The organism is Pseudomonas sp. AC211 (genome assembly GCF_979258055.1).
Window position 1 is genome coordinate 3,882,610 of the sequence record NZ_OZ409830.1, and the last position, 26,028, is coordinate 3,908,637.

General features: G+C 60.3%; 22 protein-coding genes and 1 pseudogene. 8 read left to right on the plus strand and 15 right to left on the minus strand.

The window, feature by feature from the left end; all coding sequences use genetic code 11:
- Positions 1–6 precede the first annotated feature (6 nt).
- The 4 genes from groL to ACZZZP_RS18410 all read right to left on the minus strand — a co-directional run bounded on the left by groL (position 7) and on the right by ACZZZP_RS18410 (position 3,537).
- Complete coding sequence (groL, locus tag ACZZZP_RS18395; protein WP_122452478.1) at positions 7–1,650, minus strand: chaperonin GroEL; 1,644 nt, start codon at positions 1,648–1,650, stop codon at positions 7–9.
- 57 nt (positions 1,651–1,707) lie between these two features.
- A complete protein-coding gene (locus ACZZZP_RS18400; protein WP_108098537.1) occupies positions 1,708–2,001 on the minus strand; it encodes a co-chaperone GroES in 294 nt (97 codons plus the stop codon).
- Between the two features lie 252 nt (positions 2,002–2,253).
- The gene (locus tag ACZZZP_RS18405; RefSeq protein ID WP_122452476.1) at positions 2,254–2,709 is read right to left on the minus strand and encodes an FxsA family protein; all 456 of its coding nucleotides are present in this window, start codon (positions 2,707–2,709) and stop codon (positions 2,254–2,256) included.
- 96 nt (positions 2,710–2,805) lie between these two features.
- Positions 2,806–3,537 (minus strand): HugZ family pyridoxamine 5'-phosphate oxidase, encoded by a 732-nt coding sequence (locus ACZZZP_RS18410; protein ID WP_463383690.1) that lies wholly within the window; start codon positions 3,535–3,537, stop codon positions 2,806–2,808.
- 147 nt (positions 3,538–3,684) lie between these two features.
- Here ACZZZP_RS18410 and ACZZZP_RS18415 point away from each other — a divergent pair, with 147 nt between their 5' ends.
- On the plus strand, positions 3,685–4,443 hold the full coding sequence (locus tag ACZZZP_RS18415) for an SDR family oxidoreductase (RefSeq protein WP_122494230.1): 759 nt from the start codon (positions 3,685–3,687) through the stop codon (positions 4,441–4,443).
- A gap of 201 nt (positions 4,444–4,644) precedes the next feature.
- Here ACZZZP_RS18415 and ACZZZP_RS18420 read toward each other — a convergent pair whose 3' ends face one another.
- Positions 4,645–5,667, minus strand: coding sequence for a DUF481 domain-containing protein (locus ACZZZP_RS18420; RefSeq protein WP_463383691.1), 1,023 nt, complete (start codon positions 5,665–5,667; stop codon positions 4,645–4,647).
- Positions 5,668–5,921: 254 nt separating this feature from the next.
- On the opposite strand from ACZZZP_RS18420, the gene ACZZZP_RS18425 reads away from it, so the two are divergent.
- Together ACZZZP_RS18425 and ACZZZP_RS18430 are read left to right on the plus strand one after the other, a co-directional pair.
- The gene (locus ACZZZP_RS18425; RefSeq protein ID WP_463383692.1) at positions 5,922–6,299 is read left to right on the plus strand and encodes an MGMT family protein; all 378 of its coding nucleotides are present in this window, start codon (positions 5,922–5,924) and stop codon (positions 6,297–6,299) included.
- Positions 6,300–6,382: 83 nt separating this feature from the next.
- Positions 6,383–8,155: an AmpG family muropeptide MFS transporter gene (locus ACZZZP_RS18430; protein WP_463536754.1), complete on the plus strand. Its 1,773-nt coding sequence runs from the start codon at positions 6,383–6,385 to the stop codon at positions 8,153–8,155.
- 70 nt (positions 8,156–8,225) lie between these two features.
- On the opposite strand, the gene ACZZZP_RS18435 is transcribed toward ACZZZP_RS18430, so the two are convergent.
- Positions 8,226–9,062 (minus strand): mechanosensitive ion channel family protein, encoded by an 837-nt coding sequence (locus ACZZZP_RS18435; RefSeq protein WP_463383694.1) that lies wholly within the window; start codon positions 9,060–9,062, stop codon positions 8,226–8,228.
- Between the two features lie 203 nt (positions 9,063–9,265).
- Positions 9,266–9,745, minus strand: a complete 480-nt coding sequence (locus ACZZZP_RS18440) for a YajQ family cyclic di-GMP-binding protein (protein WP_122494240.1) — start codon at positions 9,743–9,745, stop codon at positions 9,266–9,268.
- Between the two features lie 106 nt (positions 9,746–9,851).
- Between ACZZZP_RS18440 and ACZZZP_RS18445 the strand changes: the two are divergent.
- The 4 genes and pseudogenes from ACZZZP_RS18445 to ACZZZP_RS18460 form a co-directional block, all read left to right on the plus strand.
- Positions 9,852–10,859: pseudogene (locus ACZZZP_RS18445) on the plus strand (GGDEF domain-containing response regulator); the annotation flags it as partial.
- Positions 10,860–11,771: a putative 2-dehydropantoate 2-reductase gene (locus tag ACZZZP_RS18450; protein WP_463383695.1), complete on the plus strand. Its 912-nt coding sequence runs from the start codon at positions 10,860–10,862 to the stop codon at positions 11,769–11,771.
- A gap of 164 nt (positions 11,772–11,935) precedes the next feature.
- Positions 11,936–13,969: a sensor histidine kinase gene (locus tag ACZZZP_RS18455; RefSeq protein ID WP_463383696.1), complete on the plus strand. Its 2,034-nt coding sequence runs from the start codon at positions 11,936–11,938 to the stop codon at positions 13,967–13,969.
- A 3-nt stretch (positions 13,970–13,972) separates the two neighbouring features.
- A complete protein-coding gene (locus tag ACZZZP_RS18460) occupies positions 13,973–14,551 on the plus strand; it encodes a cob(I)yrinic acid a,c-diamide adenosyltransferase (RefSeq protein WP_463383697.1) in 579 nt (192 codons plus the stop codon).
- A gap of 88 nt (positions 14,552–14,639) precedes the next feature.
- Here ACZZZP_RS18460 and ACZZZP_RS18465 read toward each other — a convergent pair whose 3' ends face one another.
- The 4 genes from ACZZZP_RS18465 to secA all read right to left on the minus strand — a co-directional run bounded on the left by ACZZZP_RS18465 (position 14,640) and on the right by secA (position 20,612).
- Positions 14,640–15,590, minus strand: a complete 951-nt coding sequence (locus ACZZZP_RS18465; RefSeq protein ID WP_463383698.1) for a Nudix family hydrolase — start codon at positions 15,588–15,590, stop codon at positions 14,640–14,642.
- The gene (locus ACZZZP_RS18470) at positions 15,587–16,219 is read right to left on the minus strand and encodes a glutathione S-transferase family protein (protein WP_463383699.1); all 633 of its coding nucleotides are present in this window, start codon (positions 16,217–16,219) and stop codon (positions 15,587–15,589) included. The genes ACZZZP_RS18465 and ACZZZP_RS18470 overlap by 4 nt, the downstream gene beginning before the upstream one ends.
- Before the next feature lie 134 nt (positions 16,220–16,353).
- Entirely contained in the window at positions 16,354–17,571 is a 1,218-nt protein-coding gene (gene argJ / locus ACZZZP_RS18475) for a bifunctional glutamate N-acetyltransferase/amino-acid acetyltransferase ArgJ (protein WP_122452463.1), read from the minus strand.
- Between the two features lie 305 nt (positions 17,572–17,876).
- Entirely contained in the window at positions 17,877–20,612 is a 2,736-nt protein-coding gene (secA, locus tag ACZZZP_RS18480) for a preprotein translocase subunit SecA (protein ID WP_122494255.1), read from the minus strand.
- A 326-nt stretch (positions 20,613–20,938) separates the two neighbouring features.
- Here secA and ACZZZP_RS18485 point away from each other — a divergent pair, with 326 nt between their 5' ends.
- On the plus strand, positions 20,939–21,388 hold the full coding sequence (locus tag ACZZZP_RS18485; protein ID WP_122452461.1) for a DciA family protein: 450 nt from the start codon (positions 20,939–20,941) through the stop codon (positions 21,386–21,388).
- A gap of 228 nt (positions 21,389–21,616) precedes the next feature.
- Here ACZZZP_RS18485 and lpxC read toward each other — a convergent pair whose 3' ends face one another.
- The 4 genes from lpxC to ACZZZP_RS18505 all read right to left on the minus strand — a co-directional run bounded on the left by lpxC (position 21,617) and on the right by ACZZZP_RS18505 (position 26,026).
- A complete protein-coding gene (gene lpxC, locus ACZZZP_RS18490) occupies positions 21,617–22,528 on the minus strand; it encodes a UDP-3-O-acyl-N-acetylglucosamine deacetylase (RefSeq protein ID WP_122452460.1) in 912 nt (303 codons plus the stop codon).
- A 111-nt stretch (positions 22,529–22,639) separates the two neighbouring features.
- Positions 22,640–23,824, minus strand: a complete 1,185-nt coding sequence (gene ftsZ / locus ACZZZP_RS18495) for a cell division protein FtsZ (RefSeq protein WP_122452459.1) — start codon at positions 23,822–23,824, stop codon at positions 22,640–22,642.
- Between the two features lie 56 nt (positions 23,825–23,880).
- Positions 23,881–25,128, minus strand: a complete 1,248-nt coding sequence (gene ftsA / locus ACZZZP_RS18500; RefSeq protein WP_122494257.1) for a cell division protein FtsA — start codon at positions 25,126–25,128, stop codon at positions 23,881–23,883.
- A 19-nt stretch (positions 25,129–25,147) separates the two neighbouring features.
- Complete coding sequence (locus ACZZZP_RS18505) at positions 25,148–26,026, minus strand: cell division protein FtsQ/DivIB (RefSeq protein WP_463383700.1); 879 nt, start codon at positions 26,024–26,026, stop codon at positions 25,148–25,150.
- Between the last annotated feature and the right edge of the window lie 2 nt (positions 26,027–26,028).

Genomic DNA, 26,028 nt, shown 5'->3' on the forward strand with positions numbered 1-26,028 from the left:
ACGCAATTACATCATGCCGCCCATACCACCCATGCCACCCATATCCGGCATACCGCCGGCAGCTGGCTTGTCTTCCACGATTTCAGCAATCATCGCTTCAGTGGTGATCATCAAGCTGGCGATCGAGGCCGCGGCCTGCAGAGCAGAACGGGTCACTTTAGCCGGGTCGAGAATACCCATTTCGATCATGTCGCCGTATTCGCCAGTGGCAGCGTTGTAACCGAAGTTACCGGAACCCTGCTTGACCTTGTCGACCACAACGCTCGGCTCGTCGCCGGAGTTGGAAACGATCTGACGCAGCGGTGCCTCAACAGCACGACGCAGCAGAGCGATACCCACGTTCTGATCGGCGTTGTCGCCTTTCAGGTCGGAGATAGCTTGCAGAGCGCGAACCAGTGCCACGCCACCGCCAGGTACCACGCCTTCTTCAACGGCTGCGCGGGTCGCGTGCAGGGCGTCTTCAACGCGGGCTTTCTTCTCTTTCATTTCCACTTCGGAACCGGCGCCAACCTTGATCACGGCAACACCGCCAGCCAGTTTGGCCAGACGCTCTTGCAGTTTTTCACGGTCGTAGTCGGACGAGGTGTCTTCAACTTGTTTGCGGATCTGAGCAACGCGCGCTTCGATGTCAGCTTGAACGCCAGCACCGTCGATAACGGTGGTGTTTTCTTTGCTGAGGATGACGCGTTTGGCATTACCCAGGTGTTCCAGGGTAGCGCTTTCCAGGCTCAGGCCGATCTCTTCGGAGATAACGGTACCGCCAGTCAGAACGGCGATGTCTTGCAGCATGGCTTTACGGCGGTCGCCGAAGCCTGGTGCTTTAACAGCAGCAACTTTAACGATGCCGCGCATGTTGTTCACAACCAGAGTCGCCAGGGCTTCGCCTTCAACGTCTTCAGCAACGATCAGCAGCGGACGGCCTGCTTTGGCAACAGCTTCCAGCACCGGCAGCATTTCGCGGATGTTGGAGATTTTCTTGTCGACCAGCAGGATCAGCGGGCTGTCCAGCTCGGCGACCATGGTGTCTGGCTTGTTGATGAAGTACGGCGACAGGTAGCCACGGTCGAACTGCATGCCTTCTACAACCGACAGTTCGTTTTCCAGGCCCGAGCCTTCTTCAACGGTGATCACGCCTTCTTTACCAACTTTCTCCATTGCCTGAGCAATGATGTCGCCGATGGAGCTATCGGAGTTGGCGGAGATGGTGCCGACCTGAGCGATGGCTTTGGTGTCAGCGCATGGCTTGGACTGCGATTTCAGCTGAGCAACGATGGCGATGGTCGCCTTGTCGATGCCGCGCTTGAGGTCCATCGGGTTCATGCCGGCAGCGACGGCTTTCAGGCCTTCGTTGACGATCGACTGAGCCAGAACGGTGGCGGTGGTGGTGCCGTCACCGGCGTCGTCGTTGGCACGGGAGGCAACGTCTTTAACCAGCTGCGCGCCCATGTTTTCGAAACGGTCTTTCAGCTCGATTTCTTTGGCAACCGACACACCGTCTTTGGTGATGGTCGGAGCGCCGTAGCTCTTCTCGATGATCACGTTACGGCCTTTCGGGCCGAGGGTGGCTTTTACCGCGTCGGCCAGGACGTTAACGCCAGCCAGCATTTTTTTACGAGCGGAGTCGCCAAACTTAACTTCTTTTGCAGCCATGATCGTTATTCCTCAAATTCGTTTCGTTAACGCAAGTGGTAGCAACGGAGCGGGAAATCAGCCTTCAACAACAGCCAGGATTTCGTTCTCGCTCATGACCAGCAGGTCTTCGCCATCAACCTTGATGGTGTTGCTGCCCGAGTACGGGCCAAACACCACTTTGTCGCCGACTTTAACGGCCAGTGGGCGCACTTCGCCGTTGTCCAGCACGCGGCCGGCGCCGACAGCGAGGATCTCGCCACGGTTCGGTTTTTCCGCAGCCGAGCCCGGCAGAACGATGCCACCAGCGGTTTTGGTTTCTTCTTCGCTGCGACGGATGACGACGCGGTCATGCAGAGGACGAAGCTTCATTGTCGATCTCTCCCAAGTAAGGTGGTTTAAAGCCGCCGGTTTATCCACCGGCTGGTTGTTTGCTATCCGGCGTGGCCGGTCGCGAGCCGCAACGCGGCCACGCGGAAGACTGACTGTCGTAAAACCGACAGAGACCTTGCGGTGACCACTACATAGGGGCGGGGAAAGGGATTACAAGGGCGGGGGTGAAAATTTTTTACACGGTTTGCGCCAGACAATGAGCGCTGCGGGCAGCGCTCACTCGCGCGGCTTTCACTTCGGATCGCGGTGCTCGAACTCGCCTTCGATCACGTTCGGGCGAGCCTGGCCGGATCGCGCAGCGAGGTCATCGGCGAAGGCACGCTGACGCAACGCCTGCTCTGCCGCGCGCTGGCGAAGCTTGCCGACCATCAGCCGGCGCGTGAACGGAATAAGACACAGCAAACCGAAAATATCGCTGATAAAACCCGGCAATAGCAGCAGGCCACCGCCGACGGCAATCAGCAAGCCTTCGAGCATTTCCTGTTCCGGCAATTCGCCACGGGCCAGACGCTCACGGGCCCGCCATGCGGTGGCCACGCCGGCCACGCGCAGCAACACGCTGCCCAGCACCGCGCTACCGATGACCAACAACAGCGTGGGCAGCACGCCAATGGCGCTGCCGACTTTGATCAGCACCGCCAGTTCGATAATCGGGAACAGCAAAAACAAAAACAGAAAAGCACGCATCAATGGGGTTCCTGTAGGACGGCCGGGCGGCGATTCGCTTAACCCGCGAGCGTTTTATCGCCGGAGGGATTTAGGTTGTGCTGCGTGGCTTTTAATTCAAGCAGATTCTTGCCCGGCAGCCGGCCAGGTCTCGGCCCGCGCCAGCGCTACCAAGGCCTGGCGCACTTCCAGCGCAGTGTTACAGGATGTTGGAAACGCCAGCCAATGCAGGCCTTGGCCGATGCGCAGGTGAAAGCCTTCGCTGTCGATGCCGGCCAACTCGGCGGGCACATGCCTGGGCAGCCCGGCCAGCTCAACGTAATGGGCAATGGCGCTGGCATGGTCGCTGTTCATGTGCTCGACCATGCTCAGCTCAATGTCACCGGCGAAGGGGTTGGCCAGCGTGACTTCATCGAGCCAGTGAATGGCACCAAAGCCGCCGATATAGCGCGAGCGCACCGGCTCCAGCACCCAGAAATCAAAATCGTGGGCCTGGTGATAACCCTCCGATTCCGGGAAGTAACGGTAGTAACGTGCGGCCGCGGCGACGGTAGCCGCCTCATCGGTAATTTTGCGGGCCTGCGCCAGCACCGTCAGGCGGCCGACGGCTTGAATATCTTCGGCGCCGCGCTCGCCCACGAGCAGCGAACACTTGGGTTCCACCAGCAAGTTGTGGGTGTGCTGAGCGATGCGGCTGATGAGAATCAGCGGGTGGCCATTGGCATCCAGGCAGTACGGCACCACTGATCCGAACGGGTAGCCGGGCATGGCTTTGGACAACGTGGAGAGCGCCCCACGGTATTCCTTGAGTAGCAATTCTCGGGCATGCTTGCCGACTTTCACGCTCACCTTATGACTCCTCGTCGAGAATTCGTATTGAAGACGGACAGGTGCCCAGCTTAACGGTTGCGCGCATCAGCGGGGAACAACGTATCCGGTTGGCAGCGGCACCTATAAAAGGTGCGCGCGCTCAATCTACTTTTTGGGGATGTGGTTATGGAACTGAAAGACAAAGTCATCGTGATTACCGGCGGTGGTCAAGGCCTTGGCCGCGCCATGGGCGAATACCTGGCAGCACGCGGCGCCAAGCTGGCGCTGGTAGACCTCAATCAGGAACGCCTCGATGAAGCCGTTGCCGCCTGCAAAGCAGCCGGTGGCGATGCCCGAGCCTATATCTGCAACGTGGCCAATGAAGAACAAGTGATCCACACCGTGGGCCAGATTGCTGACGACTTCGGCGCCATCAACGGCCTGGTCAACAACGCCGGTATCTTGCGCGATGGCCTGACTATCAAAGTGAAAGACGGCGAGCTGTCGAAGATGAGCCTGGCGCAGTGGCAGTCGGTTATCGACGTCAACCTGACCGGCGTTTTCCTGTGTACCCGTGAAGTGGCGGCCAAAATGATCGAGCTGAAAAACCAGGGCGCGATCGTCAACATTTCCTCCATCTCCCGCGCCGGCAACATGGGCCAGGCCAACTACTCGGCCGCCAAGGCCGGCGTTGCGGCAGACACCGTGGTGTGGGCCAAAGAGTTGGCGCGTTACGGCATTCGTGTCGCGGGCGTGGCACCGGGCTTTATCGAGACCGAAATGGTCGCCAGCATGAAACCCGAAGCGTTGGAAAGAATGACGTCGGGCATTCCGCTCAAGCGTCTGGGCCAGCCGAAAGAGATCGCGCACTCGGTGGCCTACATTCTGGAAAACGAGTACTACACCGGGCGGATTCTGGAGCTCGACGGCGGCATGCGGTTGTAATCGATCGATTGGCTGCTGGGTTCGAAGATCAGCGCAACGCGACCTCACAAAAAAGCCCTGCTAAATGCGGGGCTTTTTATTGCGCTCGGTATTCGTCGGAGCGGCCGAGCTCGAAGATCAAATGCATCGCGGCTAAAGCCGCTCCTACGGTAAGCGTGCTTCTGTAGGAGCGGCTTTAGCCGCGATTGCTGCAAACGGCGATTACCAGCCGACACCGAACCCGACGCTATAGCGGGTCTCGTCCACTTCGCCATCTTTGGCGCCGCTTACGATGTTTTTCTCAGCCTTCACGTTAAGCGAAGCCCAGTCGGTGACTTTGTAGCGCAGGCCTGCTTCTGCATCGAGTTCGTACTCGCTGTCGCCGCCAATGGGCTTGCCCAGTTCGCCGTTGCTGAACATCTCGAAGGTCTTGCCGACCAGGTAGCGGTTGTAGTCCCACTTCAGGCCCAGCGAATAGAAGTTGTCGCTGCCGCCGTCTCTGTATTCGTAGTCGTTCTGGTTGACCAAGGTCGCCAGCGAGAACGCGCCGAGTTCGTCGTCCCAGAACTGGTAGCCAGGACCGGTACCGATGGTGCGCTGACTGGAAACGTCTTCGATGTGGTCGCGCTTGTAGCTCAAGCGACCCTGCCAGAACCAATGCTCATCCAGGAAACGGTCGAGGGCGTATTCGGCGTTCCAGTTGTTGGTGGTGGTGACGTCGTCTTGCGATTCACGGTTGTAGCCACCCTCGGCGTTGTGGCGCCAGGCGCCATGGCGGGCGGTGGTTTTAAAGTCGACGTCGTAATCGTCGGTGTCGGTCTCGGCGCGTTTGTAGTCCAGCCCGAGGTCGACGTTACCCTTCCAGACCAAGTCTTCGAGGATCGGCTTGGGTTTGATGATCTGCTCGATGCTGGCCAGCTCGACCGTCTTCGGCGCCTCGCCATTGATCAACGTGACCTTGCCGTCTTCGGCGGCTTGCAGCGACTTGGCGCGCTCGCCAGTGAATTCGTCTTGCTTAACCATCAGCTCACGGTCGCTTTCCAGGGTTTTGACCTGTTTCCAGTCCACTGGAATGGTGCCGCCATAGCTGGTTTCCACTACCAGCTTCCCGCCGTCGAACACCTTGATGGTACCGGTGAGGCGGTCGCCGTTTTTCAACCATACGGTGTCGGCCATTGCAGGGGTTGCAGCCAGCGTGAGCGCGGCGCAGGACAGGGCGTAAGACAGCTTGTTGGATAACCGCATGGGGAGATTTACCGCTCCGTAAATGTGAAGGGCGGGCATTATCCAAGATAAAAAGCCGCTGGCCCAAAAAACACTGCAAGGAGTGACCGGTGGCTGTCCTGCAAGTTCCGCGCAATCTAAAGCAAGGCTCACGCCAGCGCACGCCGGCGCGCACGTTCTACGGCCAGACGGGCGGCACAAGGGCATCAACGTTTGATGCGCGAAAACCCTCGGTTAAGCTGCCCGCCATGCGCCGCTCTGTGTAAGGTCAAAACATGCCAGCGAAAGAAGACAGCACTAAGACAGCCGCCGCCGATGTGGCAGGCGAAAACGCTGAAGCTCGGCGCGCCGCGCTGTACTTGACGTTGGCGCAAGTGCCCGCGGGCTATGTGGTCAGTTATGGCCAACTGGCTGAGCTGGCGGGCCTGGGCCGTGCGGCGCGGTGGGTGGGTCGCACCTTGAGCCAATTGCCGGAAGGCAGCGCCCTGCCCTGGCACCGCGTGGTCGCCGCCGGTGGCCGACTGAGCCTGGCAGCCGGCACCGTATCGGGCGAGGAGCAACGAGCGCGGTTGCGCGCCGAAGGGGTGCGGATGGTCAATCAGCGCGTGGATATAAAGCGCCATGGGTGGCGCCCGATGGAGCACAGCGGTTAGAGTGCGCCCTGTTTTTGCCATCCAGTTTGGCCTGGCCAACTGGGCACTCCACGTTTTGCTAAACCCAGGCAGATCACAGCCCAATGCCCCGTAAAACCTGGCGCGCGGCACTCGCCGCCTACGCTTCGCCGGCCAGTCTGGCCCTCTTGCTTCTCGGTTTCGCCGCAGGCCTGCCGTACATGCTGGTGTTCTCCACCTTGTCGGTGTGGATGCGCGAAGCCGGCGTGTCGCGCGAAACCATCGGTTTCGCCAGCCTGATCGGCCTCGCTTACGCCTTTAAATGGATCTGGTCGCCGCTGCTCGACCAATGGCGCCTGCCGCTGCTCGGCCGCTTGGGCCGGCGCCGCTCGTGGCTGGTGCTCTCGCAAATTGTCATCGCCATGGGCCTGATCGGCATGGCGCTGTGCGACCCGCGCACCAACCTCACCTGGCTGGTCGCCATCGCCGTGCTGGTGGCGTTCGCCTCCGCCACGCAAGACATCGCTGTCGACGCCTACCGCCTGGAAATCGCCGACGACACCCGTCAGGCCGCCCTGGCCGCCAGCTATATGCTCGGCTACCGCGTCGCCGCCCTGCTCGCCACCGCCGGCGCGCTGTATTTCGCCGAATGGTTCGGCTCCACCACCACCGCCTACGAATTTGGCGCCTGGGCCAGCACCTATCTATTGTTCGCCATGCTGATGGTGCCGGGTTTGCTCACCTCCTTGTGGATGCGCGAACCCCATGTGGACGTGCCGGTACAAACCACCACCTCGCGCTTCAAGCTCAAAGACCAGCTCTACTCCGTACTGATTTTGCTGGTGATGCTGATCTCGCTGCCGGCCATGATTACGGGCCTGCTCGACCGCGCCTGGCCCCGCGCCGCGTTGTACGCCATCTTCCTCGGCATATGCCTGATGCCCGCCGGCCGCCGTTTGATTGCCCCCGTGCGCGATCTGCTTAGCCAGCAGCGTAAACAGCTGATCGTGGCGGCGCGCGGCAAGGTGATTCCCAACTTCGACTTCGTCCATCAAGCCGTGTCGATGATTGTACTAATCATCATCCTGGTCACCGCCGCCGCCGCTGCCAAAGCATTCAACAGCGGCGCCTGGCCACGCGGCACGATGTATGTGCTGATCGCCATGGCCTGTTTGTCGGCACCGGGCCGCCTGCTGATGGCGCCGGTGGTCACGCCGATCAGTGAATTCGTGCAGCGCTATCGCTGGCAGGCGTTGCTGCTGCTGGGGCTGATCGCGACGTACCGGATGTCCGACACGGTGATGGGCGTGATGGCCAACGTGTTCTACATCGACCAAGGGTTTAGCAAGGAGCAGATCGCCAGCGTTAGCAAGCTGTTCGGCCTGGTGATGACCCTGCTCGGCGCCGGGGCGGGAGGCGTGCTGATCATGCGTTTCGGCATCATGCCGATTCTGCTGATTGGCGGCGTGCTATCGGCCGCCACCAACCTGATGTTTATGGCCTTGAGCGACATGGGCGCGAATTTGGACATGCTGATCCTGACCATTTCCGCCGACAACTTCAGCGCCGGCCTGGCCACTTCAGCGTTCGTGGCCTACCTGTCGAGTCTGACCAACCTCAAATTCTCCGCCACCCAATACGCCCTGCTCAGCTCGATCATGCTGCTGCTGCCGCGCTTGATCGGCGGCTACTCGGGCGTGATGGTCGAGAACGTTGGCTACCACAAGTTCTTCCTCATCACCGCCCTGCTCGGCATTCCGACGTTGATTTTGATTTGCTGGCAGTGGCAGCGCATGGCGAGCCAGAAAGTGCCGGAAGTGGAAGAAGCGCAGGCGGTTGTGACGGAAGAAAAAACCGTCGTAGTTGATAGGACTGCTCATTTGTGGGAGAGACTTTAGTCTCGAGCTTTTGATTCAAAGCCTGCGTCGCCAGCGCCGGCCAATCGCGGCTAAAGCCGCTCCCACAACCTCAAGCGTTCTCTTGAACCATGCGAATCACCCGCTGCGGGAACGGAATCTCGATACCGGCCGCCTGCAACCGATCACGAATCTCTTCGTTGTATTTAAACGTCAGGCTCCAGTAGTCGGCGGTTTTCACCCACACGCGCAATGACATCTTGATCGCGCTGTCACCCAACCCCGCAACCACCACCGCAGGCGCCGGATCTTTAAGCACGCGTTCGTCTTCGGCCATCTCGGTCAGCACGCGCTTGGCAGCTTGCAGGTCAGCGTCATAGTTGATGCCGATGTCATAAATGATTTGGCGCGTGGCCTGGCGGTTGTAGTTGGTAATGATGCCGTTGGACAGGCTGCCGTTGGGCACGATGACGGTCTTGTTATCGCCGGTGCGCAGTACGGTGTGAAAGATTTGAATGTTATCCACCGTGCCCGCTACGCCCTGCGCTTCAATCCAGTCACCGATGCGGAACGGGCGAAACAGCAGAATCAGCACACCGCCGGCGAAGTTGGCCAGGCTGCCTTGCAGCGCCAAGCCAATCGCCAGGCCGGCGGCACCGATGGCGGCAATAAACGAGGTGGTCTCCACGCCGATCATCGACGCGGCGCTGATCACCAGCAGCACTTTGAGAATGATATTGGCCAGGGTGCCAATGAAGCTCTGCAAGGCCGGGTCGCCGAGGCGCTTGCCGATCAGCGCGCTGAGGTTGCCGGTGACCCGATTGATCAGCCACCAGCCAATCGCCAAAACCACCAACGCCAGCAGCACGCGGCCGCTGTAGGCCATGATGATAGGTAGCCATGCCTGCGAGGCATCGACCAAGTGATCCAGTTGTGCATCGAAATCCATAGCGCCTCCTTCGCTGCCTGACCGCCCAGATGCCAGTCATAAAAAACAGCGGCTGCGTCTTTTGCGACGCTGCCAGAGGCGCGATGGTTCCCAACAATTCCCGGCGCTTTTCCTGTGGGAGCGGCTTCAGCCGCGATGCTTTTAAATCAAAAGAGCATCGCGACTAAGCAGAATGCCGCCCAATCGCCACCGTTTAAGAAAGCTTAATCTCTGAAGTTATTGAACTGCAGTGGCATCCCAAACTCTTTAGCACGCAGCGCCGCGATGGCCTCTTGCAGGTCATCACGCTTCTTGCCGGTCACGCGCACTTGCTCGCCCTGGATGGCGGCCTGCACTTTGAGTTTGGCTTCTTTGATGTGGGCGACGATTTTCTTCGCCAGCTCTTTATCGATGCCCTCGCGCAGAACCGCTTCCTGCTTCACACTCTTGCCCGATGGGTAAGCGTCTTTCAGCTCGAGACACTGCACATCGATCTTGCGCTTGACTAGGCTGAGTCTGAGAATCTCGACCATCTGCTCCAGCTGAAACTCGGCGTCAGCGGTGATGTTGATGGTCAGCTCCTTGAATTCAAAGGTGCCTTTGCCACGCAAGTCATAGCGACGCTCCAGCTCTTTCACGGCGTTGTCGACAGCGTTGGTTACTTCGTGTTTGTCCAGTTCGGACACCACGTCGAACGAGGGCATGGGAAATCTCCAGATAGACGGCGCGATAAGTCTTACAGACAGTGCACGCCAAGCTTGACGGTTAAAATGCCGGATCATTATATATCTGCCGATACAAACACCGCCCGGCGATGAGCCGGCGCCTCTATTATTTCTCTCGAGTTCGCCAATGCCCAACCCCCATCTCAGCATCCTGGTGGTGGACGACGCCAAGTTCTCCAGCGCCATGATCGGCCGTGCCCTGAGCCAAGCCGGTTACCTCGATGTGCGCTTCGCCAGCAGCGCGCTCGAGGCCTTGACGCTGTTGGAAGAACGTCCCGCCAGCGTGCTGCTCGCCGACTGGCTGATGCCGGAAATTGACGGCCTTGAACTCACCGGCCGCGTGCGCCAGCTCGACGAAATGGCCGATCACTACACCTACGTGATGCTGCTCACCGGCAAAGAAGGCGAAAACGTATTGAGCGAGGCCTTCGACCGGGGCGTCGACGACTTCGTCAGCAAGTCGGCCATGAGCGAGCAGTTGGTGCCGCGCGTGTACGCTGCCGACCGTTTGTGCAACACCCTGCAGCGTCTGTTGCAGGAAAACCGCATGCTCACGCAGAACATTTCCAGCCTCGAAGAACGCAACCTGGTCGACCCGCTGACCGGGCTGGGCAACCCGCGCTACCTGCAGCAAATGCTGGTGGACAGCATCCGTCAGGTGGAATCGCGCGGCGGCGCCGTGTGCTACCTGCTCATCGGCCTGCAAGACGCGCCCAACCTGCGCCAGCAGTACGGCGAAGCCTTCTACAACGAGTTGCTGCACGGCGTTGCCCGTCGCCTGCAACAACTGGTGCGGCCGCTGGATGTGCTGGTGCGCCTGGACGACCACCACTTTGGCCTGCTGACCCTGCTGGAAGATTTGCAGGAATGCTCGCCCAGCAGCTTCAAGCGCCTGCACGAGGGCCTCAACCTCAAAGCGTTCAAGACCAGCGAAGGGTTTATCACGCTCAAGGCCGGCATCAGCCTGGTCGGCATGGACGCCAAAGCGCTGCCCATCCAGCCGCAAGAACTCATCGATCGCGCCGCCGGCTTGCTTCCCGAAGCCTACGGCAGCGGCCGTGTCGCGGCGCTGCGTTTGCCGCTGTACAAATAAATGCACTGGCACGTTCTTGGCGCGGGCAGCCTGGGCACCTTGTGGGCCGCCCGCCTCGCCCGAGCCAACGTGCCGGTCACGCTCCTGCTGCGCAACCGCCAACGCCTGGCCAGTTACCGCCAGGCGGGCGGTTTGACGCTGGTTGAGCAAGGGCTCAGCAGCCTGTACCCGGTGCCGGCGCAGAGCGTCGACGACACCAGCCCGATCCGCCTGTTGTTGCTCGCTTGCAAGGCGTATGACGCCGAAGCCGCTGCTGCCAGCGTGGCCCATCGTCTGACTGCCGACACCGACGTGGTGCTGCTGCAAAACGGCATGGGCAGCCAGGACGCCGTGGCGGCTCGCCTGCCCCGCGCGCGCTGCATCGTGGCGTCCAGCACAGAGGGCGCCTTTCGCGACGGAGATTTCCGGGTGGTATTTGCCGGCCATGGTCACACCTGGCTGGGCGACCCGCTCAATCCCACGCCGCCGAGCTGGTTGGCCGATATGCAAAGCGCTGAAATTTCCCATGAATGGACGCCCGACATCCTTAGTCGCGTGTGGCGCAAGCTGGCGCTGAACTGCGCCATCAACCCGCTGACCGTGCTCCACGACTGCCGCAACGGCGGTTTGCTGGAACACCCTGCCGAAGTGGCAACGCTCTGCGCGGAACTCAGCCAGTTGCTCGATCTGTGCGGCCAACCGGCTGCGGCGGAAAATCTCGCCGAAGAAGTGCAGCGCGTGATCACAGCCACTGCGGCCAATTATTCCTCTATGCACCAGGACGTCGCCCAGCAGCGCCGCACCGAAATCAGCTACCTGCTCGGCCATGTGTGCGCCGTGGCGCAGCGCCACAACTGCCCGGCGCCGCATCTGCACATGTTGCTTGAGCGTCTGCAGAACGAACTGCAGAACAAAGGCCTACCCATCGATTAACCCGCGGCCTCTTGTGGGAGCGGCTTTAGCCGCGATGGCTACGCCGCGTGCCTGCCGACTCGCGACTAAAACCCCTGCCGCCAAGGCAAGCCGTCGAAGTCGTTGAGCCGTCACCGGCCAGGCGCTACCCTGCGTACCTCTCTTTCTGAAGGCACCCTTGGCTTATGACCCTGCGCAAGCGCCTGGAAAACCTCTCGGTCGGCCGCAAATTATTGGCGGCGTTATTGGCGTTGCTGACCACGGTGCTGCTGGTCGCCAACCTCGCGTTTATCAGCGCGGCGTATTGGATCTCCCAGGAAAACATGGCGCCGCAGGCGTTGCAGACGTTGGGCCGGCTGCTGTCCACCCCCGCCCTGAGCAACGAAGCGTTGAGCTCACGCGCCACCGCCGAAGACCTGCTGCAGCGCCTGGACAGCTACAGCCCGCTGCGCGCAGCCGCGCTGTATGGCAGCGACGGGCGTCGCCTGGCGCAGTTGGAACATGGCGACAAACTGCATCTGCCGCGCCGCATCGAGCAGCTGTCGACTTGGCGCTACGGCGAATTCCGCACCAACCAATTGTTCGAATTGCCGCAAGAAGGCAAGCCGCCCGGCCATCTGTTGTTGGTGGCCTCCAGCGAATTGCCCGGCGCTTTCTACACCGGCACGTTAACGGCCAGCCTGGTGATTCTGGCCTGCAGCGTGTTGCTGTGGTCGCTGGTGGCGCGGCAAATCCGTCGGCTGGTCACGCGGCCGATTCGGCGTCTGGAAGAACTCTCCCGGCAAGTAACGCGCGAGGAGAACTACGCCCTGCGCGCCGCCCGTGGCAATCAGGATGAAATCGGCAGCCTGGCCGAAGCGTTCAACACCATGTTGTCGCGCATCGAAGCCCGCGAGCAGCAGCTCAAGCGCGCCCGGGACGACGCGCAAATGGCCTTCGACCAAGCCCAGCGCCTGGCCGAAGAAACCCGCCATTCCAACCGCAAGTTGGAACTGGAGGTTCAGGTTCGCAGCAAGATCGAGAAGAAACTCACCGGTTTTCAGAACTACCTCAACAGCATCATCGACTCCATGCCATCCGCGCTGATCGCCCTGGATGAGCAGCTGTATGTCAGCCAGTGGAATCAGGAAGCCAGCGTACTTTCCGGCACACGTCTGGACGAAGCGCTGAACCAGCCGGTGTTTCTCGCCTTTCCGCCCCTCAAGCCTTACCTGCAACAACTCAAACGCACCGCCGAGCGCCACACGGTGGAGAAAATCGAGCGGGTGACGTGGACGCGGGGCGACACGAAATGCCATTACGCCCTCACGTTCTACCCGTTAATGGGCGGCGCGGGCCGAGGCGTGGTGATCCGTATCGATGACATCAGCCAGCGCTTGTCGCTGGAAGAAATGATGGTGCAGTCGGAAAAGATGCTTTCAGTCGGCGGCTTGGCGGCCGGCATGGCCCATGAAATCAACAACCCCCTGGGCGCGATTTTGCACAACGTGCAGAACATTCGCCGCCGACTTTCCAGCGAATTACCTCGCAACCAGGAAGTGGCAGAGGCTGTTGGCGTGCCGCTGGAAACCGTTAACCGCTACCTGCACGGCCGAGAAGTGCCGCAACTGCTCGACGGCATTCAACAAGCCGGCTCGCGCGCGGCGAAAATTGTCTCGCACATGCTCAGCTTCAGCCGCATGAGCAACCGCCAATTGGCGCCGTGCCAGCTGCCGGCATTGCTGGACCAGGCGATAGAAATTGCCGGCAATGACTTCGACCTGACCGAAGGCTTCGACTTCAAAGGCCTGAACATCGAACGCGACTTCGACCCGAGCGTGGGGCTGGTGCCGGGCATCGCCAACGAGCTGGAACAGGTGCTGCTGAACTTGCTGAAGAACGCCGCACAAGCCATCCACCAGCGCGAAGCCAAACCCGGTTCATTGCTGGAACCGGGCCGCATCATATTGCGTACGCGACTGGTCGAGCCGTGGGCGGAAATCCAAGTAGAAGACAACGGCATCGGTATGCCGGAGCTGGTGCGCAAGCGCATCTTCGAGCCGTTCTTCACTACCAAGGAGGTCGGCCAGGGCACCGGCTTGGGCCTGTCGGTTTCGTACTTCATCATCACCAACAACCACAAAGGGCAGATGGAGGTGCAGTCCGCGCTGGACCAAGGCACCTGCTTCACCCTGCGCTTGCCCCTGGCAACGCCTTCCGACAACCCTGAAGTGAGCTGAGTCATGGGCTTTCGCCTGTCAAAGATTTACACCCGCACCGGCGACGCCGGCGAGACTGGCCTGGCCGACGGCCGCCGCGTACCCAAAGACCACCCGCGCGTGGAAGCCATGGGCGAGCTGGACAGCCTGAACAGCCAGCTCGGTTTGTTGCTGGCCGCTCTGGCGGAGCATGAAGTGATGTGGCCAGGTTTGAGCGAGGTGATTGACGTGCTCGCCCCGTGTCAGCACCGCCTGTTCGACCTCGGCGGCGAGTTGGCGATGCCGCAATACCAAGCGCTGAATCAGGCCGAGGTGGAACGGCTCGAAGCGGCTATCGACCTGTGGAATGAAGAGCTGGGGCCGCTCGAAAACTTCATCTTGCCGGGCGGTTCGTTGCTAGTGGCTCAAGCTCACGTATGCCGGGCGCAGGCGCGCAGCGCGGAGCGCCGGTGTCAGCAATTGAATGCCATCGAGCCGCTGGGTGGGGTTGGGCTGGCGTATGTGAATCGGCTGTCGGACTTGCTGTTTGTGGCCGCGCGACTGATTGGGCGGCGGATGCAAATTAATGAAGTGCTGTGGGAGGCGGCGGCGAAGCCGGAGTGAGTTATGTCGCAGTCTGTAGGAGCGGCTTTAGCCGCGAGCTTTTAACAAACAAAAGCATCGCGGCTAAAGCCGCTCCTACAAAATCTCGTCAGTCAGCAGGCTGAGGCCAGAACGCTCTAATCCCCGCCACGCCTTGCGCGCCCACCTGCCACGCCTTTTCGGTATCCCCGGCCCCAACACCGCCGAGCAAAAACACTGGCTGGTTGAAGCCAGCAATCATTTCCTGCGCCGCGTCCCAGCCAAGCGGTTGGGCGTCAGGATGAGTTTGCGTGGTTTGCACAGGCGACAACGTGACGAAATCCACGCCCATCTCCGCCGCCAGCGCCAACTCTTCTGCGTTGTGGCAGGACGCCGCCAGCCAGCGGTTGGTGGGGAACGGACGCCCGCCGGTGACCAGCTTGCGCAGTTGGGTGGAGGTCAAATGCCAGCCAGCGGCGGGGAAATCGCCCAGCCATTCCAGCGGGCCTTTGAGCATCAATTGCGCACGGCCGGCGCACAGGCCCACGGCGTCTACCGCCAGATCGCGATATTGCGGGTCGTACATGTTCGGGGCGCGTAGCTGTACCAGGCGAATGCCACTTTCCAGCGCCGCTTTGAGGCCAAGCAGCAGTTCCTTGGGCTCGAGGTTGTCGGGCGTGATCAGGTAGTGCTCAGGTAAACGGGCAGCGGCGACGATGGGGCGATTGGCGGCCGGAAACTCATAGTCGCTGAGCTCGCGCTTGCTCACCCAGGCCAACGGCTGCCCTTCGGCCCCGTGGGCCTCGCCGGTAAACGCGCTGACTTCCCAGACATCCAGCAGCACGTGTTTGTCGGCGTAGTCGTGGCGCACCTGAATCAGCGGCCGCGCAGCGGTCACCTGGATGCCCAATTCTTCGGCGAGTTCGCGGTCGAGCGCGGCGCGTACCGACTCGCCCTCCTCGACCTTGCCGCCTGGGAACTCCCACAGGCCACCTTGATGTTTATCGTCAGCGCGACGGGCCAGCAAAATGCGCCCGTCTTGGCCTCTGATAACCGCTGCTGCCACATGCACTCGTTTCACGCCGGCTGTTCCTCACGTGCTGCCTGTTGCCAACGCTGAAAGGCTGGCCACTGGTAAATGGTTTCAACATAGGCCGCCGCTTCGGCAGAAAGTGCCACGCGGTAGCCTCGGAAGCGCACCGCCACCGGGGCGAAAAACGCATCGGCAAGGCTGACGTGACCAAACAGAAACGGTCCGTCCTGGCCGAATTCGCGGCGGCAATGCGCCCAGATGGCGCTGATGCGCTCGATGTCGGCGAGCACGTCGGCCGGCACTTCGGGCAATGCTTCGTCGCGCGACAAATCCATCGGCATGGCCACACGAAGCGGCACGAAGCTGCTGTGCATTTCTGCGCAAACGCTGCGGGCGATGGCGCGGGCAAACGCGCCGCGCGGCCACAGGTGGGCTTCGGGGTAGGTTTCGGCGAGGTATTCGCTGATGGCCAGCGAATCCCAGATGGAGCCTTCGTCCGTTTTCAGCAACGGCACTTTGCCGGTGGGCGAATGCTCGAGAATGCGTTCGCGGCTGTCGGGCTGATTCAGGCGAACGAGCTGCTCAGTGTAAGGCGCGCCGCTGAGCTCCAACGCCAGCGCCGCGCGCAGCGACCAGGACGAGTACGTCTTGTCGCCGATTACCAGATTCAAAGCCATTTGAGTCACCCGTTTAAGCGTCCATTTATCGAACTGCGACAATAGGCAGCGCGTCGGCCGAGGGCAAATTCCGATTGTTCATGTGCGGATAAACCGCAGGAATGGCCGCCGCAGAGCGCAGCGGCCAGCACCGATCAGGAGCGGTATTCGGCGTTGATGCGCACGTACTCGTGGGACAGGTCGGTGGTCCAGATCGTTTCACTGCACGTACCGCGGCCAAGCTCGATACGAATGCCGATTTCTTCCTGGGCCATCACCGCAGCACCCTGCTCTTCGGTGTAGCTGGCAGCACGGCAGCCACGACTGGCGATGCACACGTCGCCAAGGAACACGTCGATTTTGCTCACATCCAGTTGCGCGACACCGGCGCGGCCAACGGCGGCCAGGATGCGGCCCCAATTCGGGTCGGAGGCGAACAAGGCGGTTTTGATCAGCGGTGAATGCGCAACGGCGTAGGCAACGTCCAGGCATTCCTGGTGGGTCGCGCCGCCATTGGCTTGCACGGTGACAAACTTGGTGGCGCCTTCGCCGTCACGGACGATGGCCTGCGCCAATTCCATCGACACATCCAGCACCGCTTGCTTGAGCTCGGCGAACAAGGCGCCGCTGGCTTGCGTGACCTCAGGCAATGCCGCCTGGCCGGTCGCCACGAGGATGCAGCAGTCGTTGGTCGAGGTGTCGCCGTCGATGGTGATACGGTTGAAAGACTTGTTGGCGGCGTCGCGCAGCAGGTCTTGCAGCAGACCCTGGGAGACTTTGGCGTCGGTGGCGATGTAGCCAAGCATGGTCGCCATGTTCGGCTTGATCATGCCGGCGCCTTTGCTGATGCCGGTGACGGTCACGGTGACACCGTCATGCACAAACTGGCGGCTGGCGCCTTTGGGCTGGGTGTCAGTGGTCATGATGCCGGCAGCCGCAGCGGCCCAGTTATCAACCGAAAGATCGGCCAAGGCAGCGGCCAGTGCGCCTTCAATTTTCTCGACCGGCAGCGGCTCGCCGATCACGCCCGTCGAAAACGGCAGCACTGCGGTTTCCGGCACTCCGGTCAGCTCGGCCAACTTCGCGCAGGTGCGAGCAGCGGCTTGCAGGCCCGGCTCGCCGGTGCCGGCGTTGGCGTTCCCCGTGTTGGTCAGCAGATAACGCACCGGGCCAACCACATTCTTCTTCGCCAGAATCACCGGCGCCGCGCAAAACGCATTCAGCGTAAACACGCCCGCCACGCTGGAGCCTTCGGCACAGCGCATCACCACCACATCCTTGCGACCCTCGCGCTTGATACCGGCAGACGAAATACCCAATTCAAAACCGGCAACCGGATGCAGCGTAGGCAGAGGACCGAGACCAACAGGCATGGGGCGAGCTCCTTGGCAGAAAAACGTTAAACCACGCCACCACGGCGCAGCATCGATTCAGGCAAAAACGCCGCGAACGGTAGACCGGTCACGGCGTGGAAATATTAGAGCAAACACGGCTTCTGACGTCGCATTCGAGATCGATTGACTCACGCGGCTGTTTGCCGCCGTAACTCAAGATCCTTTTGGCTAGAGCCAGACAAGGCGAAAGCGTCATTTAAAGCGCAGCGTACTGCAGTACGTGAGCATTTAAATGACGCTTTCAACGCCGTATGGCCGACGTCCAAAAGATCGTAGACCTGCTATTAGCTGATCTGGCCGTGGCAGTGTTTGTACTTCTTGCCGCTGCCGCAGTAGCACAGCTCGTTACGACCAATCTTCTGATCATTACGCGCCGGCGAATACGTCGGCACTGCAACCTCGCCCACTGGTTCCAGCTCGGGCTCGTCCAGCGCCGATGCTTCGGCGTGTTCGAACTGCATACGGGCGGCCAGCGCCTCGGCTTCCTGGCGCAGACGCGCCTCTTCCTCGACCGGGTCTTCGCGACGAACCTGAACGTGGGACAGCACGCGAATGGTGTCGCGCTTGATCGAGTCCAACAGTTCCTGGAACAGCGTGAAGGACTCGCGCTTGTATTCCTGCTTCGGGTTCTTCTGAGCGTAACCGCGCAGGTGAATACCGTGACGCAGGTGGTCCATGGTGGACAGGTGGTCTTTCCACAGATCGTCCAGCACGCGCAGCAGAATCTGCTTCTCGAAGGTGCGCAGCGCTTCGGCGCTGGCTTGGTCTTCTTTCTCGTTGTAGGCAGCCAACAGCGCTTCCAGAATTTTCGCGCGCAGCGGTTCTTCGTAAAGCTGAGCGTCTTCGTCGAGCCACTGCTGAATCGGCAACTTGATGCTGAAATCGTTGAGCAGCGCCGCTTCTAAGCCGGCGATGTCCCACTGCTCTGGCAGCGATTGCGGCGGGATGTGCGAGTTGATGGTGCTATCCAACACTTCCTGACGGAACTCGGCGATGGTGTCGCCCACGTCGCTGGCAGCCAGCAAGCTGTTGCGCATGTGGTAGATCACTTTGCGCTGCTCGTTCGCCACGTCGTCGAACTCGAGCAGTTGCTTACGCATGTCGAAGTTGCGGCCTTCAACCTTGCGCTGAGCCTTCTCGATGGCATTGCTGACCATGCGGTGTTCGATGGCTTCGCCGGACTGCATGCCCAGCGCCTTCATGAAATTCTTCACCCGATCAGAGGCGAAGATGCGCATCAGGTTGTCTTCCAGCGACAAGTAGAAACGGCTGGAACCCGGGTCACCCTGACGGCCCGAACGGCCGCGCAACTGGTTGTCGATACGGCGCGATTCGTGACGCTCGGAAGCGATTACATGCAGACCACCGGACTCGATCACCAACTGGTGACGCTTGTGCCAGTCAGCCTTGATTTGCGCGATCTGCTCTTCGGTCGGGTTTTCCAGGGCAGCGACTTCAACTTCCCAGTTACCGCCCAACAGAATGTCGGTACCACGACCGGCCATGTTGGTGGCGATGGTCAGCGCGCCGGGGCGACCGGCCTGAGCAATGATTTCTGCTTCTTTTTCGTGGAATTTGGCGTTGAGCACTTTGTGCTCGATGCCTTCTTTGGTCAGCAGCTGGGACACGTATTCCGAACTGTCGATGGACGCGGTGCCCACCAGAATCGGGCGGCCCACGGCCTGGCTTTCTTTGATGTCGGCAACGATAGCGGCGTACTTTTCTTCCTGGGTCAGGTAGACCAGGTCGTTGTAATCCTTACGTGCCAACGGTTTGTTCGGCGGAATCACAACCACCGGCAGACCGTAGATTTGATGGAACTCGAACGCTTCGGTGTCAGCCGTACCGGTCATGCCGGACAGCTTGTTGTAGAGACGGAAGTAGTTCTGGAACGTGGTCGAGGCCAGAGTCTGGCTCTCAGCCTGAATCGGCAAGCCTTCCTTCGCTTCGATGGCCTGGTGCAAGCCCTCGGATAAACGACGACCCGGCATGGTACGACCGGTGTGTTCGTCGACCAGCAACACCTGATCGTTCTGCACGATGTATTCGACGTTGCGATGGAACAGCTTGTGGGCGCGCAAGCCGGCGTACACGTGGGTCAGCAGACCCAGGTTGTGCGCCGAGTACAGGCTCTCGCCCTCAGCCAGCAGGCCGGCGTGGGTCAGCATGTCTTCGATGAACTGGTGACCGGCTTCGTTGAGCTCGACCTGACGGGTCTTCTCGTCAACGGTGAAATGGCCTTCCTGGGTAACGACGCCTTCCACTTCCTCGATGTGCTGCTTGAGGCGCGGAATCAGCAGGTTGATCTGCATGTACAGCTTGGAGCTGTCTTCGGCCTGGCCGGAGATGATCAGCGGCGTACGGGCTTCGTCGATGAGGATCGAGTCGACTTCGTCGATTACGGCAAAGTTGAGTTCGCGCTGGAATTTTTCTTCCACGCTGAACGCCATGTTGTCGCGCAGGTAGTCGAAACCGAATTCGTTGTTGGTGCCGTAAGTGATGTCGGCGGCGTAAGCGGCGCGCTTTTCTTCCGGCGGCTGGAACGGGCTGACGATGCCGACCGACAGACCAAGGAATTCATAAAGCGGGCGCATCCAGTTGGCGTCGCGGCGAGCGAGGTAGTCGTTCACGGTGACCACGTGCACGCCTTTACCGGACAGCGCGTTGAGGTAAACGGCCAGCGTACCTACGAGGGTTTTACCTTCACCGGTACGCATCTCGGCGATCTTGCCTTCGTGCAGGGTGGCGCCACCAATGAGCTGTACGTCGAAGTGCCGCATACCCATCACGCGCTTACCCGCTTCACGGGCGACAGCGAAGGCTTCGGGGAGCAGTTGGTCGAGGGTTTCGCCTTTGGCCAGACGGGCCTTGAACTCTTCGGTTTTGCCGCGCAGTTGCTCGTCGGACAGAGTCAGCATCTGCTCTTCGAACGAATTGACGGCTACCACCGTCTTTTGCATGCGCTTAACTTCGCGCTCGTTCTTGCTTCCAAAGAGTTTCTTTAACAAAGGCGCAAACATATCGGCAGGATCTTCCACACATAGGGATGGAGGGCGGCCCCGTGAGTCGCCCGCGCAGCCTTCATGGCTGCTTGCGAAGCGGGCATTCTACCCGGAATCGTTAGCGAGGAAAGTAGCGTTGTTGCACGGTGCCAGCACGCTCGGCAGCTTGCGGAAATGACTATACGGTCCGCTTGTACAACGCGCGTGACGAATCGGTGAGCGGCACTATTGCTTTCCTCGAAGCCCCTATATGGGGGCGAACGTGCGCCAATCAACCCCTATGGTTCTGCTGACGAATCGTCGCTCTGCTACCATTGGCGCCCGGTTATTTCAGGCACTTCGCCATGGCATTTCGTCCTCTACCCGCAAAAGGTCACACTGCGCTCCTGCGCGACGCTAAACCTTTGCAGGCGCTGATCAATCAGGCGCACCGCCTAGATCACCTGCAGCGTCTGGTGGAAAGCCAATTGCAACCCGCTGCGCGCGAGCATTGCCACGTCGCCTCGTGGCGCGAAGGGTGTCTGTTATTGATCGTCACCGACGGCCATTGGGCCACCCGCCTGCGCTACCAACAGCGCCGTTTGGAACGCCAGCTGCAAGCGCTGGAACCGTTCCGCAACCTAAACCGCATTCTGTTTAAAGTGCAGCCGCGCGTGGGCGTCGCGAAACTTCGCGGTCACACTATGCAGCTTTCCACGGAAACGGCTGAAGGCATTCAGGAAGTAGCGGAAGGGATTAGCGATCCGGGCCTGCGTGCGGCCTTGGAACGACTCGCGCGGCATGGGAAAGGCTAATTCAGCCTGGCGTTTTTGATGTTCAAGACTATGCATCCCACAATCGAGATCGAGCGAGCTAGAGCCGCGCAAGGCAAAAATCGATTTTGAAGCGCAGTTGGCTGTAGCCAATGAGCATTCAAAATCGATTTTTAACGCAGCCCGGCCGACGCGCAGCCGATCGTTTATTTACACGCATAAAAAAAGCCACCCGAGGGTGGCTTTAAAAACAGCTAAGGAGGGTATTGCTCAACCAGCCGCAACTGGTCGCATGTACGAAATCGGCGCGCTCTTCACGTCGTCGAAAGTCACCACTTCCCAAGCGTCACGTTGCTCAATCAAGGTGCGCAACAGACGGTTGTTCAGCGCATGTCCCGACTTGAAGCCGCGGAACTCGCCAATCAAACTGTTACCCAGCAGGTAAAGGTCGCCAATGGCGTCGAGGATTTTGTGCTTAACGAATTCGTCCTCGTACCGCAGGCCGTCTTCGTTCAGTACGCGAAACTCGTCAACCACGATGGCGTTTTCTACGCTGCCGCCGAGTGCCAGGTTCTGCGAACGCAGGAACTCGATGTCACTCATAAAACCGAAGGTGCGCGCACGGCTCACTTCTTTTACGAAGGAGGTGCTAGAGAAGTCCACGCTCGCGCTTTGGGTGCGATTGCGGAAAACCGGGTGATCGAAGTCGATCTCGAAACTCACCTTGAAACCATCGAAAGGAACGAAGGTGGCGCGCTTGTCGCCCTCTGTCACCGTTACTTCGCGGGTGATGCGGATGAATTTCTTCGCCGATTCCTGCTCTTGCAGGCCTGCGGATTGAATCAGGAATACGAAGGGACCAGCACTGCCATCCATGATCGGCACTTCGGACGCGGAGAGCTCGACGTAGGCGTTATCGATGCCCAGGCCAGCCATGGCCGAAAGCAGGTGCTCCACGGTGTCCACTTTCACATCACCATTGACCAACGTGGTCGACATGGTGGTTTCACCGACATTCTCGGCCCGGGCGCGAATTTCCACGACGGGGTCCAAGTCGGTACGGCGAAACACGATACCGGTATCGACCGGTGCCGGCTTGAGGGTCAGGTAAACCTTTTCCCCGGAATGCAGGCCGACGCCAGTGGCGCGAATGATGTTCTTCAGGGTGCGTTGTCTGATCATGGCTTGGCCGCTATAACACTAGTTGCGAATTGTTTTCAACAATGGCCGGGGATAATACCAGACCCGACCCGTGCTGAACACCAATCACCCCAATACTCCTGATAAATTTCATTAATCAGCCTGACGACGCAGGAACGCTGGAATATCCAGGTAATCCAAGTCGTCCTGAGCGTTCAACTTGGCTGCAGCAGCCGCGCCAGCGTGGGCTTGGTTGCGCATGACGGTTGGACGATCCAGGTCGCGGTAGTTAACCGAAGGCTGTTCGTTACGCGGTGCGGCGGCCGATGGAACGGCAGCAGCTTGCACGGTGTTGTCGATAACCTTGACCGGCTTCTCGATTTTCGCGCCCAGGCCGGTGGCCACAACAGTCACGTGCAATTCGTCGCGCATGTCCGGGTCGATTACGGTGCCGACCTTAACGGTCGCGTGCTCGGAAGCGAACTGCTCGATGATGTTACCCACGTCGGAGTACTCACCCAGAGACAGGTCAGGACCGGCGGTGATGTTCACCAGAATGCCGCGCGCGCCTTGCAGGTTCACGTCTTCGAGCAACGGGTTGCGGATGGCCGCTTCGGTGGCTTCACGTGCACGGTTTGGACCGCTGGCGCAGCCAGTGCCCATCATCGCCATGCCCATTTCGCTCATCACGGTTTTCACGTCGGCGAAGTCGACGTTGATCATGCCCGGACGCTTGATGATGTCGGAGATACCGCGAACGGCACCGGCCAATACATCGTCAGCCTTGGCGAAAGCCGACAACAGGCTCGCGTCTTTACCGAGGATGGTCAGCAGTTTTTCGTTCGGAATGGTGATCAGCGAGTCGACGCTGGCCTGCAGAGCACGAATGCCCTCCTCGGCGATCAGCATGCGCTTGCGACCTTCGAACGGGAACGGACGGGTCACCACCGCAACGGTGAGGATGCCCATCTCTTTGGCCACTTCAGCAATGATCGGCGCCGCACCGGTACCGGTACCGCCGCCCATGCCCGTGGTGATGAAGACCATGTCGGTGCCTTGCAGCACTTCGGCGATACGCTCGCGGTCTTCCATTGCAGCCTGACGGCCGACTTCCGGGTTGGCGCCAGCGCCCAGGCCCTTGGTCACACCGGTACCGAGTTGCAGCACGGTACGCGCGCCGACATTTTTCAATGCCTGAGCGTCAGTGTTGGCGCAGATGAACTCAACGCCTTCGATGTTGTTTTTCGCCATGTGGTTAACAGCGTTGCCGCCGCCACCACCTACGCCGATTACCTTGATAACAGCGCTTTGCGGGATATTGTCTACGAGCTCGAACATGGTCCCCTCTCCTTTGCTTTTCTAGTTGTAACGCCTACAGCACACGCGGTTTAACATCAAAAATTGCCCTGGACCCAGCGTTTCAGCCGCTCCAGTACAGGTGTCTTTGGTTCGTCGTTGTAGCTGCTGCCACCGGACAGCGAGATGCCGTCGTTCTGCTTTTGCAGCCCGTACATGAGCAAGCCCACGCCGGTCGAATAAATCGGGTTGTGCACCACGTCGCCCAGGCCCTTGATGCCTTGCGGCATGCCCAGGCGAACCGGCATGTGGAAAATTTCTTCGGCCAGTTCGACCGCGCCTTCCATCTTCGAGGTGCCGCCGGTCAGCACGATGCCGGCTGGAATCAGGTCTTCGTAACCGCTGCGGCGCAGTTCAGCCTGAACCAGGGTGAACAGTTCGTCGTAACGCGGTTCGACCACTTCGGCCAGCGACTGTCGCGACAAATCACGCGGCGGACGATCACCCACGCTCGGTACTTTGATGGTTTCGCCAGCGCCGGCCAGTTTGGCCAAGGCGCAGGCGTAGCGAATCTTGATTTCTTCGGCGTACTGCGTCGGTGTACGCAGGGCCATGGCGATGTCGTTGGTGACCTGATCACCCGCAATTGGGATCACGGCCGTGTGGCGAATTGCGCCTTCGGTGAAGATGGCGATATCGGTGGTGCCACCGCCGATGTCCACCAGGCACACGCCTAATTCTTTCTCGTCGTCGGTCAGCACGGCGTAGGCTGAAGCCAACTGCTCAAGAATAATGTCGTCTACTTCCAGGCCGCAGCGACGCACGCACTTTTCGATGTTCTGTGCCGCGTTCACCGCGCAGGTCACCACGTGCACTTTGGCTTCCAGGCGCACGCCCGACATGCCCAGCGGCTCACGAACGCCTTCCTGGTTATCGATCACGTAATCCTGCGGCAAGGTGTGCAGCACGCGCTGGTCAGCCGGAATGGCCACGGCCTGTGCGGCATCAAGTACACGCTCAAGGTCGGCCTGGCTCACTTCGCGGTCGCGAATGGCGACGATGCCGTGGGAGTTCAGGCTGCGGATGTGGTTGCCCGCCACGCCGACGAATGCCGAGTGGATACGGCAGCCGGCCATCATTTGCGCTTCTTCGATGGCGCGCTGAATCGATTGCACGGTGGATTCGATATTCACCACCACGCCCTTTTTCAAGCCGCGCGATGGGTGCGTGCCGATCCCGACGATTTCCAGCTGGCCATCAGCCGTGACTTCGCCTACCAGCGCCACCACCTTGGAGGTGCCGATATCGAGGCCGACGATCATCTTGCCGCTCTGCACGTTTGCCATGTTGCTGCCTTCTCCTAATTCACTTCTGCGCGACGGTTTTGTCCGTCGCCGGCGCAATCGGTTCACGCCACGCAACGGCCAGGCCGTTGGAGTAACGCAGGTCGATGCGCGAAATATTCGCGATCTGGTCTTTCAAACTCTTGTCGTAGATGGACACGAAGCGGCGCATTTTCTCGACCAAGTGATCCCGACCTAACAACAACTCAATGCTTTGTCCGGTGTTATTCACCCCGGTGGTGATAAACCAGCTGCCGCGTTCACGCAGTTCCAGACGCGCCACCGAAAACCCTAGCGGGCGCAGCATCTGGCTGAGCATCTGGTAGCGCTGCATCACGTCTTCCTGGGCGCGCTGCGGGCCGACCAGTTGCGGCAGGTTTTCGTAATTGGCCAGTTCACGCGGGGTGAACGCCTGACCCTGATTGTTCAGCAACGCCTCGTCGCCCCAACGGGCCACCGGCAGTTGTTCTTCCAGCGAAATGCTCACGGTGTCGGGCCAAACGCGGCGCACTTCGGCGTGGGCAATCCACGGCATCTGTTCCAGTTCGGCGCGCATGCCGGCCAGGTCGACGGTGAAGAAGCTCGCTGCCACAAACGGCGCGATACGTTGCTGCACCGCTTGCTGGCTGATGTAGCTGAGCTCGCCCTGCACGCTGATCTTGGCAATCGGGCGGTGGGCGTAAGGCAGCAACCGCTGCGCCGCTTCGTAGGTGCCAAAGCCCAACACCAGCAACATCACCGGCCAGAGCACACGCTTGATCGCCGAGAAGCTGGGCTTCGGTACGCGAACCGACAACGGTTCCTTGGCCACCATCCGACTGGCACCCCGCTGCGCCGGCTTGCGCGGCAAAGCGCCACGGCCGGGAACAGGTTGCTGATGACGGAGGGTTGCGCCGTGCATGG